9 protein-coding genes are annotated in these 12328 nt (G+C 56.4%); 1 reads left to right on the top strand and 8 read right to left on the bottom strand.

The genetic code is table 11. The annotated features are described in order from the left end of the window. Positions 1-4: 4 nt before the first annotated feature. The 5 genes from LA756_RS15940 to LA756_RS15920 all read right to left on the bottom strand — a co-directional run bounded on the left by LA756_RS15940 (position 5) and on the right by LA756_RS15920 (position 5196). On the bottom strand, positions 5-1399 hold the full coding sequence (locus LA756_RS15940; RefSeq protein ID WP_224435713.1) for an efflux RND transporter periplasmic adaptor subunit: 1395 nt from the start codon (positions 1397-1399) through the stop codon (positions 5-7). A 107-nt stretch (positions 1400-1506) separates the two neighbouring features. Further along, positions 1507-1866, bottom strand: coding sequence for a hypothetical protein (locus tag LA756_RS15935; RefSeq protein WP_224435712.1), 360 nt, complete (start codon positions 1864-1866; stop codon positions 1507-1509). Between the two features lie 117 nt (positions 1867-1983). Beyond that, positions 1984-3120, bottom strand: coding sequence for an exo-alpha-sialidase (locus LA756_RS15930; RefSeq protein ID WP_224435711.1), 1137 nt, complete (start codon positions 3118-3120; stop codon positions 1984-1986). 296 nt (positions 3121-3416) lie between these two features. Then, entirely contained in the window at positions 3417-4436 is a 1020-nt protein-coding gene (gap, locus tag LA756_RS15925; protein ID WP_224435710.1) for a type I glyceraldehyde-3-phosphate dehydrogenase, read from the bottom strand. A gap of 508 nt (positions 4437-4944) precedes the next feature. Next, positions 4945-5196, bottom strand: a complete 252-nt coding sequence (locus tag LA756_RS15920) for a hypothetical protein (RefSeq protein ID WP_224435709.1) — start codon at positions 5194-5196, stop codon at positions 4945-4947. Positions 5197-5477: 281 nt separating this feature from the next. Between LA756_RS15920 and LA756_RS15915 the strand changes: the two genes are divergently transcribed. Continuing rightward, entirely contained in the window at positions 5478-7052 is a 1575-nt protein-coding gene (locus LA756_RS15915; RefSeq protein WP_224435708.1) for a dicarboxylate/amino acid:cation symporter, read from the top strand. On the opposite strand, the gene LA756_RS15910 is transcribed toward LA756_RS15915, so the two are convergent. The 3 genes from LA756_RS15910 to LA756_RS15900 form a co-directional block, all read right to left on the bottom strand. Next, a complete protein-coding gene (locus LA756_RS15910) occupies positions 7049-8257 on the bottom strand; it encodes a GspE/PulE family protein (protein WP_224435707.1) in 1209 nt (402 codons plus the stop codon). The two genes, LA756_RS15915 and LA756_RS15910, sit on opposite strands and share 4 nt — an antisense overlap. 28 nt (positions 8258-8285) lie before the next feature. Continuing rightward, the gene (locus tag LA756_RS15905; RefSeq protein WP_224435706.1) at positions 8286-9086 is read right to left on the bottom strand and encodes an undecaprenyl-diphosphate phosphatase; all 801 of its coding nucleotides are present in this window, start codon (positions 9084-9086) and stop codon (positions 8286-8288) included. A gap of 147 nt (positions 9087-9233) precedes the next feature. Next, complete coding sequence (locus tag LA756_RS15900; RefSeq protein WP_224435705.1) at positions 9234-12278, bottom strand: hypothetical protein; 3045 nt, start codon at positions 12276-12278, stop codon at positions 9234-9236. Positions 12279-12328: the final 50 nt, after the last annotated feature.

The raw sequence follows: 12328 nt of genomic DNA, 5'->3' as shown, positions 1-12328 counted from the left end.
GTATTTAGTGGGAGTGTCCATGGTGTCCGCCGCCGCTATCCGAGCCGGCCTTGGAAAGCATCTCCAAGTACAGCTGGTAAGCGTGCGAAACAACGATCGTGTCGCCGAGACGGATGTCGCCGTCGCGGCTGATGACGGCCGTGTTGGTATCGCGATGCACGACGTCGACGGGAACCTTTTGGAATTCCAGCATGCCAGGCTCGACATGGCCAAACTGTTGTTGGAAGACAAACGTCTCGACGCCTTCTTCGACGAGTGCCTCGCGTGGCAGGACGAACTGGTCTTTATATTCCTCCATCGGCAGACGCAGGTGGACACGTTGGCCAGGCTTGAATCGCCATTGCCGCGTGATCGATTGATCGAGCAGCAGCGAGTCGGCGGCGACTTCGTTTTGAAAGCGAAGGTAGAAGTAAAACGTGCCTGCCGATTCGTCCGCATGGTTGTCGATGTAGGCGATTTCAGCTGTGCGAGTCGCATGGTCCCGTTCTTCTTCATCTTCATGCGAGTGCCCAAACTGGACTTCAATCGGAATGTTGTTCGCCTCGAGTCGGTATAGGTTTGGCACGTCCTGCTCGAACGCTTCGCCGCGGATGTACAAATAGCGGTGGTCGGCCAGGCGAGCCAGAGACGTACCGCGCGACACGGTCATGCCAGGATGGATGTCGAGCGATTCGACCACGAACGCGGCCGGGTCTTGCTCGGCAGATTTTACGTCGCGGGGGACATCGCTCACGGCAACTTCGATCGTCTTTACTAACGTTCGCTGCTCGACGATGGAAGAGACTTGCTTGGCGGTGAGTCCGCGCGCCATCAGTTCCTGCACGCGAGCATCTTTGCGATTTTGCAATTTCTCTTTCTGGTATTGGTACTCGAGGGCCGACTTGCGAGCGATGGCTCCGGTTTCAGCCAGCGGAGCGAGACGTTGGATTTCGGCGTCGGTGACGTCCAGCTGTCCCATCACGTCAAGCAAGTCGACTTGGGCGGAAAGGACCGGTTCGTCCACGATGTCGAGCGTGAATAGCGTGTCGTTCAACTTCACTAGCTGACCGACATCGACATGCACTTTGCGAACATTTCCACCGACAGGGGCCGCCACCGCAAAGCTGCTGCGGCCAGGGATCTCGACGACTTCGCCTGGAATAGTCAGCGGCGAAACGTACGTTTCAGGACGCATGATCTTCGTGGCGATCTTCAAGTTGTTGAACGCCGTATCGGTCAGCTCGACCACTTCGCCGCCATGGTCGTGACCATGATCGTCTTCGTGGGCATCTTCTTCCTCATTCGTATTGGCGGCCGGGGAAGGGGGCGCGGACTGATTGCCGAAGTAGTATCCGGTGAAACCGATCGCGACCGCGATACTCAAGAATATCGCGATTCGCAGCAGTATCGTGCGAGGCATGAGAGAACTTTCGTACTAGCGCATTGGGGCAATGCATTTCAGAGGTAACAAGTAAGCCAGGCATCGAGCGGCGACGACTGGGCACACACGGCGTTACGTCTGCTTAACTAGCAGCGAAAGAGTTGTGACTGAGCGCGCAGCGTCCTTGAAGGAGGCCCGGCGCGTTGAATCATGTGAATTGCTTCGGTCGAGAATGTCGAAGCAGTGAGAAGCTCTTGCACGTCGATATTCGGAACCCAGGCGATCGCCTGAGGTGCGTCATTATCCACCGTGCGAGCCGAAACGAGCAGCGGCGTGTCGGCTTTTTGGTCGCAATCGCAATGTTCGTCAGGAGCATGTTCGTGCGCGCACTCAGGCAACGCTTGGCAGTGCTCTACCAAGTCGTGAACGGCCGCATACCATTGGTTTTCCTCCAGGCATCCCCCCGGGCAAACGCCGTAGGAATAAACCAAGCTGAGGATTGCCAAAGCAACCGTCCAAGCGCGGGATCGAATTGATCGAAGTGCGAACATACGTTGGAATGATAGTCCGAGCGAAACTTTGTGGCAATTCCGATTAACGTCTGTTACGTAGTTCGGTTGCCACTATTTTGCCGCTTTCGGGGCCGGAATCTTCAATTTTGCGGGATCCAGCACCACATGCTTGATCCCCTCGCGGCGGTAAGTGTAGACGACGTGTACCTTTCCGTCGGAGGATTGGACGACCGCCGGATAGGAGTATTCCCCTGGCTGACGCTCTAGTGTTAAGACGGGATGCCAGGTGTGGCCGTCGTCGGAGATCGCCACGTTCAGCATGTTCCGCCCGGCCGGGAAGTCCGACTCGCGAATGGTGTGGTTATAAACCAGAAGCTGCATGCCGTCGGCGAGCGAGACCGCATCGGTTCCGGAATTCGGGTTCGGCAGATCGGTTGCGCTGAGGGCGCTCCACGTCTGGCCGTTGTCTTCCGACCAGGCTGAGGCCACGACGTTTTCTCGCGTGCGGCACAGGATCTGAAGTTTCCCTTCGCCATAAGTGAGAATGCTTGGCTGAATGGCGTTAAACAGCTTGGCATCGTTGATCGGACCGATTACTTCCCACGTTTCGCCCAAGTCTTTGGTCACCTCGAAGTGAACGCGCCATCCTTTGTGCTCGGTGCTGGAAGGGCAGACGATCGAGCCGTCAGCCAGCTGAACCGGCTTGTTCTTCACCGGACCGAGCAAGTTGCCGATTGCTTCATTTTCACCGAGACGTTTCGGTTCGCTCCATGTAATGCCGTTGTCGGTCGAGGTGGTCAACATGCCCCACCAGCGGCTTGGGCTTGGGCCAACTTTGTAAAACAGCATCAGCGGGCCTTCGGCAACTTGGAACAAAACAGGGTTCCAAGTTGGATGCCGAACTTCTTCCGATTCGTACCCATTGGCAACTTCGATTGGTGTGGTCCAGCCGTTGCCGGTGTTGCGCGAGATCCAGATGCCTACGTCAGGGTGCTTTTCGTGTGTGCCACCAAACCACGCCGCGACAAGACCTTCCGGAGTTTCGACAATGGTCGAAGCATGGCTGTTTTTGGTCGGGCGGTTTTCCAGTGGGAAGATAAATTCCGAGGTGACAAACGCAGGCGTCTCTTGCCCGGCCACTTTGGGAAGTTTGGCAGATTGTGTGTCGGCAGCTTGGCCGAAGGCAGGACATGCGAGAAGTCCGACCAACAGGCTAAACAATCCGACCATGGAGGTGATCGATTTCATGGCAGCGCTATGCAGTCGTCGTGAGCTGGGAGGCTCGGTCAGCGAATGGGGGTAGGGGAGGGCATCCAAAGATGCTGTTCCCAATGTTCCGACATTCGGCCATCTGTGTCAAAGCGAATCGGCACGGCAAATTGTCATTTGCCGCCGCGGTAATCCACTTATAGGTGCTCTAATGAAGTCTACGATACAAATTGGGCGCACGAAAAAACCCTCGGACACAAAAGCATCCGAGGGTTTTGATTCGTTTTGTTTCCGTGGCGATGGCCAAGTTTTGGCCGAGATCGCCCGGTTTTTGACTACATCGTGCCGAGCTTCTTGACCAAGTCAGCAGCACGAGCCGAGTAACCAGCTTCGTTGTCGTACCACGAAACAACTTTGACGAGCTTGTCGCTGATAACCGCGGTGAACGGAGCGGCGAAGATCGAGCTGTGTGGATCGCCGATGATGTCGGACGAAACGATTGGATCTTCGGTGTAGGCCAGGATGCCCTTCATTGGGCCTTCAGCGGCAGCTTTGACGGCGGCGTTGATTTCTTCCACCGAAGCCGACTTGCTCAGGTTCGCCGTCAGGTCGACAACGCTACCAGTTGGGACAGGAACTCGCATGGCGATACCGGTCAGCTTGCCCTTCAATTCTGGAATGGCCAGAGCGACAGCTTTAGCGGCACCCGTCGAAGTTGGGATGATGTTCTGAGCGGCAGCACGAGCACGGTAAGGATCTTTGTGCGGCAGGTCCAGCACGTTTTGATCGTTGGTGTACGCGTGGATGGTGGTCATCAAACCGCTTTCGATACCGAACGAATCGTTCAGGACCTTAGCGACAGGAGCCAGGCAGTTGGTCGTGCAGCTGGCGTTGGACACGGTGGTCATGTCGGCGGTCAGCTTGTCGTCGTTCACGCCGAGAACGCAAGTCAGATCTGGCTCGTCCTTAGCAGGGGCCGACAGAACGACTTTACGAGCACCAGCGTCGAGGTGCGAATCGTAGCCAGGCTTTTCGCCATTCTTCTTACCGGTGAAAACGCCGGTCGATTCGATGACAACGTCAACGCCCAGGTCGCCCCAAGGGAGGTTCGCTGGATTGCGTTCTTCGAGAACTTTGATCTTCTTGCCGTTGACGGTCAGGCCTTCGCTGTCGAATTCGACGGTGCCTGGGAAGCGACGGTGCGTGCTGTCGTACTTCAGCAGCGTCGCGAGCATTTCGTTGTCGGTCAGGTCGTTGATGGCAACAACCTCGAATTCCTCAGGACGAGCGATCATGTTGCGGAAGGTGAGTCGACCGATACGTCCAAAACCGTTAATTGCAACCTTTACTGCCACGGTACGTAATCTCCTGAGGGGGTAAATCGTTGAGCGGCGAGCGATTCGCCACTGTCTTTTCTGTTACTGTGTCTTTTGTCGATGGCCCAGTGTCTGTTTTATCGACGGCACCGAGCCAATCGTCAGTTGTCCCAAGGGACTATGCCGAGCGGGGTGCGTTCTCGGCGTTATAGCACGCATCCTGTGCGTGCCCAAGCGGGCAAGACATCCGTGCCCAGAGTTTTCTAGCGAAGCGCCAAGTGAAATTCACCAATAAGCCGGGCTCGTTGCCAGAGAAGGCGATTATACGGCCCCTTAATTTGATGCACAAGCGGCATAAGGGGTTACCGGCCACGCAGGAGTCGGTAAATCCCTAAGGGCTGCAAATGCCCGGTAAGGCGGCGTTAGTGTGCATGAAGATGCCTCAGAAGTAGGCAGAATGGCGATACACGCGAAAAATTCATCTTCAGAAAATCGCGATGGCCGCATGATCTCGCCCCTGTGGCGAGATCTTCGAGAGAGCAAAAAACTATCGAACCATGGCGGTTCGCTGATCGCCAGAGATTCCGCCAGACGAGACGGAGTTGGCAGATTTAGTCGTTGCTCCGGAACGCTTTTGCCCCTGGTTTTCCCGGTTTTGGACAACCTTATGAACGCCAAACAGCACGGCAAACACGGCTGCCCAGGCCAGCGGATAAATCAGCACGCCCGGTCCAAGGACAATCGCCCCCAGCACGCACCACACGGCACCGATCGTTGCTAAAAGAGATACCAATTTCATGGCGATTCAGCTCCTTGGTCAATTTGTGACCATTCCACTCCTCGGAATGTTGCTCACGCTGCTAGCGTGAGATAGGCCTGCGTTATTCGCTTTCTATGGTAAGTATACTCGCAAAATGTGAATCAGGACTAGATAAACTTCTACTGCAAATCGGGGTCCAACTCTGCCATCGGCCACTCTAATCCAAGGGGGGAGGCAATTTTGTTGCCAGAATGGCTGGGTTTTCCTATCTGAGGTCGGTTATCCTAGGCGGACACTTAGCACCAAGAGGGAGGAACCCGATGACCGATACTGCCGCTGCGCCCCCAAAAGATAACAGTATGCGAGGCCTGATCTTGATCCTTGTGGGGATCGTGTTGGGCGTTCTGCTGGGGCTGTTCTATGGAAAGACGATGTGGCTGGCATCGGAAGGCCCGGAAACGCAATTGTCGCGGCTCGAGAAAACGATCGAGCAAAAGAAGAAGGACGCCGACAGGTATCGACAGCAGGCCGAAGAGGCGGACGACCCCCAAGACGCGCAGCGGCTTGAAAAAGAAGCCGAGCGTCTCGAAGGGCAATTGCCAACAATCCAGAATCGAATTGACGAGACCGAGAAAACCGTCGCAGCGGTCGAAGCCGATAAAGAGGCCGGCAAATATGGATTGGCCCAAACGGTTTGGATCTTTTGCGAGTTCTGCGGTGACATCTTCCTTCAGGTACTCAAGCTGTTGGTCATTCCGTTGGTGGTGACCAGCATGATCAGCGGGATCACCTCACTGGGCGACATCCGCAAGATGGGCCGCGTTGGATTCGCGACCATTTTGTACTACTTCACGACTGGGGCGATTGCCGTGTTCATCGGGATTGTCTTAGTGGTGATCATCCAGCCAGGCAACTCGGCGGACGATACGTTCGCGTACCGCACGGAAACGGTCGAAGCGAAAGAAGGCCAGACGACGATGGAGGTCTTCCTCGACGTGTTCCGCGGCCGCAAAGATGACCCCGGCAGCGGCATGTTTCCTTCCAACTTGTTTCTCGCAGCGACGAACACCAACGTGTTGGCCCTGATTGTGTTCGCGATCGTCTTCGGGGGGGCGCTCACCACGCTCGGAGAAGAAGGAACATTGGTGATCCGCTTCTTCAACGTCTGCAACGAAGCAGTGATGAAGATGGTGCATTTAGTCATGCTGTTTGCGCCGATAGGTATCTTTGGGTTGGTCGCATCGAACATTGCCAAGAACGGTGGTGCGGCCGGGTTCCTGGAGCAGTTGCAAGCGATCGGCTGGTACGTAGCAACGGTGGTCATTGGGCTGCTGCTTCATTCGCTGGTCTTGGGGGGATCGCTCGGTCTGCTCGCCAAGCGGAATCCCATCACTTACACGTTCAACATGCTCCGGGCTTTGCTCACCGCAGTCAGCACGGCAAGCAGTGCGGCGACACTTCCTGTCACGATGGAATGTGTGGAAGAGAAGAACGGTGTGTCGAATCGAGCGGCGTCCTTCGCATTGCCGCTCGGGGCGACGATCAACATGGATGGCACCGCTTTGTATGAAGCGGTCGCGGTGATCTTTATTGCCCAGACGCTGGGAATTGAACTCGACATGGCCGACTTGGTGATCGTGTTTCTGACTGCCTCGTTGGCTGCCGTGGGGGCCGCCGGCATTCCGGAAGCCGGCCTGGTAACGATGGTCATTGTGCTGCAGGCGGTCGGCTTACCGATGACGGGGATCGGAACGATTCTCGCCATCGACTGGTTCCTCGATCGACTTCGCACGACGGTCAACGTTTACGGCGACTCGTGCGGGGCAGGGATTATCGACGCGATGGTCATTCAGAAACAAACGCCGCCGGCCGAACCAGTTCCGGCGCCTTCTTAGCCTCGGGAAGGTTCGTCGCGAAAGCCCAGCACCCGGCGGATTTCGGCGGGGCTTGTCTGCCCGGACGTGAGAAGCGTTTCGGCTTGCTGCCACCGCGTGATCATCCCGGCCGCGGCCGCCGTCGCTTCCACATGGGCGGTCGTCGCCGTATCGAGTTCAAGCTGCGAGATGTGATGTTTGTGCGGCACGAGCCATTCCGCCAACAGGGTTCGGCCGAGGTATCCGGTGCCACGACATTTCTCGCAGCCCTTCGCTTGTCGCATGTTGTCGAAGGAAAAGCCGAGACGATGCTCGTCTTCGCATTTGCTTGAGCAATCGCAGAGGGTACGAACAAGTCGTTGATGCAGTATGCCGAGAAGGCCACTCTGAATCATGTAGGGCGGAATATCCATGTCGATCAGCCGCCGGATTGCTTCGGAAGCACTGCCGCTGTGGAATGTGCTGAGGACCAGTTGTCCGGTGAGGCTGGCCTGCATGGCGGTTTCGACGGTGACGGGATCGCGGATTTCACCCACGAAGATCACTTCGGGATCTTGCCGCATGAGACTCCGTAGCCCCGTCGCGAAATCGAAGCCAGCGTTCGGGCGAATGTGGCTTTGCGAGATACCGGGGATTTCGTTCTCGATCGGGTCTTCCAACGTAACAATACTGCGGCCACTTTGCTCGTGATGAAGGATGTGACGCAAGCAAGCATAGGCAGTCGTCGACTTGCCGCTTCCGGCGGGACCTGCGATGAGGATCATCCCGGACGATTCCTGCAGCAGCGCGGCCAAGTCGTTCGAGATGGCTGGTGGTAGTCCTAAATCGCTGAGCTGATGGAGCGTCTGTTGTTGCCAAAGTATGCGAATGACCACGCGTTCGCCATGCAGAGCTGGAAACGTGCTTACCCGAACTTCCTGACCGAGCGGCAGATCGCTCACGCGTCCTTCTTGCGGGATGTCAGTTCGATAGGTGAGCAGGCCTGCCAAGATCTTCAGACGCGCGGCGGCGTCTGTTTTATCGCCGCGAGGGATTTCACCGACCGATTGAAGCACACCGTCGATGCGAACTTGCACATGGGTACCGCTGGCGGTTGGCTGCAGATGCACGTCGCTGGCATGCAGTGCGATCGCCCCTTCCAAAAGAGACGCCACGACATTCTCGGCGTACGCGTCACTTTTGGGGGAATGGCTTAGCAGGTTTTCGTGAAGTTCGGTCAGTTGCATCGGTTCGTTGCTGCGTGAATGGATCGCTTTAATCTATCGTCGTCTGCCAGAGGATGACAAACAACCCGACCGCAAAGCACCACCAGGCAAACCAGTGAAGGCGGCCTCGCTGAACCATGGAAAGTAGCAATACCAATGACGCCCAGCCTACGATGAACGATACCAACGCCCCCAATCCGAGCAACCACAAGGGTAAGCCTGATTCTGACTCGGACGTTTCCGCAAGCGTCTTGGCTGCTTCCAATGTAATCGCACCTAAGATCGCGGGCACCGCCATCAGGAACGAAAACGTTGCAGCGCCTTCGCGGGAAAGTCCCAGGGCCTGACCGCTGCAAATGGTCGAGCCGCTGCGGGAAATACCCGGCAGAATGGCCAAAGCTTGGGCACAGCCGATCCACCAGGCTTGCCACCAGGAAGTCGCTTCGTATGGCTGCTCTTTCTGACTTAGACGCTGCGAAAGTAACAAGATCGCTCCTGTTAACAGTAAGCAAATACCGGCGACGAATGGGGACTCCAGTAAATCGTCCGCGTCGGTAGCTTTCAGCAGAACGGCCGCGATAACGGCCGGAAGTGTGGCGACAGCCAGCAGAAACAAAATTCGCCAATCCTTGGTGAGTGCTTCGAAAAGCTGTTTGCGATAAACGACCAGGATCGATCCCAATGTGCCGGCATGCAGGACGATATTGAGTTCGACCAGGTCAAACTCTTCGGCATCGGCACCCATCAGCGACGCGAGTACCACCAGGTGACCGGACGAACTGATCGGCAGGAATTCGGCGATGCCCTGTACGATTGCCAGAAGAATGATTTGCCAGACTGGAAGATCCACCGATGATTGTTCCCGCTGCGACGCTTAATGGTTGTTCTATTCTCAGATGTCGACAGCGTTGCGGGGTAGCGGGGAAGGAGAAATGGTAAGACGAGAAACCACTTCAGCTGATATCTTCGGCAGAATCGGTATAACCTCCAGGCTCGCTTAGTTGGCGGCCTTCTTCATCGGTACGTTGGCTGGCACAGGCGTGCTTGGGGCGACATCGACATACTTCACCACTGTTCCCAGGCGGCCAGAACCATGGGCGTCGATCAGCAAGCGATAGCGGCCAGGCTCGTTGGGCAATTGAACGGGAATGGTGACTTGCCCTTGTGAGTCGGTCGAAAGACGCGGCTGCCATAACACTGGCTCTGGAAGCAGTGTTTGTTCGTTGATATCCGCAGCGGCGAAAGGTGTCGCCATGGGGGCGGCAGGCGCGAAATCGCCACCGGCGGAAGACATCGGTTCCGCGGGAACGGCTTCGCTTCGCATGATACGAGGAGCTTCCTGCATTGGGTTCGCACCGAAACCACCGATGCCGGATGACATCCCGCCAGGTGGTCCATTCATCGGAGCAACTTCCGCTTCCCCTTGCGAGAATCGGGCAGGTCCACTTCTCAGTTCGATCTGTGAGCGTGGCGACGGGGCCGCACTTCGTTGTCGTTCCATGGCAGGCCGTACGACATTGGCTTGAGCGTTTTCGTCCGCCGCCATCTGACTTGCCGCCGCATTTTTGCGGTCAGCGAATTCTATGGTTTTCTCTTCGACGACATTGGGGACCGCGTCCGCCCCGTCGTTCATCGCCACCATTTCAGGCTTGCTTAGCATTGCGTCGGTAAGTGTCAGATTAACGTTCAAGGACACCATTCCCCAAAGCAGTGCTCCAACACCAATCAGCAGGCCTGGACCCCAGACGCCGATCTTGGGCATTCCTTGCACGACGGCCAATCCAATGAGGCAGACGACGATAACCCCACCGGCAACCGACAGCATCCAACTGGACATTTGGCGAACATCTTCCAGGCGAGTTTCCCAGTCGGCATGAAGCGCTGCGATGGCTTGTTGGTATTCCGATTGGACAATCTTCTTATTGCTACGGCGCATGACAGGCAGTGCCTCACCTGACCCTATTTCAGCGGACGCATCGCCAAGTGTTTCTGCTTGTTCTTCCGCGACGTAGGCCATCATGCCGTTGGCATCAGCCGTGGGGATACTTGGTTCTTCTTTCCAGGTAGAAAGGGCAAGGACCTGATCGAACCAGGCGGTGTCTTGTTCCAGCTCGCGGATACTTTCTGGCAGCGAAGTGGCTGTGAGAGGAACTTGGACGCGGCGATTAAAGAACCATTCTCCTTCCAAGCCAAGGGGCTGCTGCGTGGTTGGAAGGACTTCCGAGAGACGTTCCATTTGAACACCCAGCGTTGCTTGAGCTGGCGTATCGTATTCGTCCTTAACGTTGACTTGAACGTCCAGCTGTTGGCCGGGCATGGCGGTGTCGGGAAGGCCTTCCACGGCGATGTCGTATCGCTGCACGGGAATACGGTAGATGATCCGTTCTGCCAACAACTGTGGCTTCGCGGTATCGTCGGTCGACTCGTCATCCAGTTTAGGAACACTGTACAATCGCACACGCTGTGCCCCCGTTGCCTCTTGAGGGAGGTTCAGCTGAACCGGCTGCGTAATCGGTGCATTGACACCGACGTCCCACAAGTTGTGTCCGATGGTGTTGTAGCCGTCGCTGGCCACCAGCGCGAGGGTTGTATTCGGCTGAGCGACTTTCACGTCGACTTCCAGCGGCTGATTAGAAAACGCGACGCCGTTGTTGACCTGTAGAGCAGCCGGCAGTGGCTGGGCCTGGGCGATCTGTTCTTCGAGCGGAGTCTCTTGGTCGTCCACCACTTCCACGGTGTAATCTTGCATCGCTTCCGGAACGAACTCGAAGTAACCGTAGTCTTGATCAGGCTTATCGTTGCCGGCGACTTGCTTGGCTGCAGCCCCACGAACTTGCGTACGAGCTGCTTTTAAGTTGTCCTTGTCACGCGTTGCCAAGTAACGCAGGCGGTTTTGAACCCCGGCGACCAGTTTGCCTCCTTCCGGCTTGGCCGCTAGTTGCGATGCGGCAGGCTCGGCAATGCCTGGCGGAACAAATGCTCCACCGTAAGCACGGCCATAGGTCGAGTTTTGTTGAGCTAGTTGCTGAGCATCCGCTTTGCGGGAATCGACTACCGGCAACGCACGCTGTTGAATTTGATTCTGTAGCTGGGGACTTTGGACTGCGAGTTCGACATTGCGAACTGCTTCGTCCGCTGGAATCTGCATCTGTCCTTGAGCGACGCCTTTGAGGGTGGAACGTTCGGCGCTGGCGATTTGGTTGAGACCTGGCTGATTTGGCAAGCTGTAAGCAAAGTCGACATTGGCGGACTGGTCGCGATTGGTTTGTGGATCGAGCACCACCGCGCGGAAATTGATCGTTTTACCAGGCTCCGCGATTTCGCGGTCGGTTTGAAGAACGGCAATTGGCTTCGGCGGAGCGGATTGGACGTCGATGCCGAATTCGCTCTTAGCTTTGCCATGCTTGGCAATCACTTCCAGCTTCGAGGCATAAGAAACTTCGTCGGCAGGAATCTGACAAACGACTTGTCCGTTGGTTGCCTTCGTGAGCCCATAGTAAACGGTGGCGCCTTCCGGGTTTTTGAACGTGTACTCCACTTCCGCGTCGACAGGTTCCGCGGCGGCATTTTCAACGGAGACGAAGAAGTCGTTGCGAACTTCAGCCGCCATCAACGAAGGCCCGCTGACCGATACGGACAGGAAGTCACTCGCGAGGTCTTTTTGCTTCTCGGCCAGTGCGATCGTTTGCTGTTGCTCGTCGATGCTGAACATCGGATAGCCGATCGCACCAATCAGTAAACAGGCAGCTAACGCCGCGACCACTTGAAGCGTGCGAGATGTCCACGTGATGGCCGAACCGCCGTTTGGTGTCGGGCGATCGTCTTCGCCTGCTTCTCCTTTCCACTGGTCGAAGTTAGGAGGCTGACTTTCCGCTCTGGCAACTTCGGCGAGCAGTTCGGTTCGTTCTTTCAGTTCCGCGTATTCCCGCGCCAGCTGCCCATCGGAACTGATACGATCGACCAGCTCTGCGGACTCTTCGTCCGAGAGTAAGCCGTAAATCAGTTCCAGCATCTGCTGCTGGATTAGTTCGCGGTCGTCCATTGGATAGGCTAACGTGGGTTCGGTTCGGAATTCAGCATCATTCGACGCGT

The organism is Bremerella sp. TYQ1 (assembly GCF_020150455.1).
Taxonomy (GTDB): Bacteria; Planctomycetota; Planctomycetia; order Pirellulales; family Pirellulaceae; genus Bremerella; species Bremerella volcania_A.
Note: the sequence above shows the minus strand (reverse complement) of the source record. Positions and strands in the feature narration are given on the sequence as shown.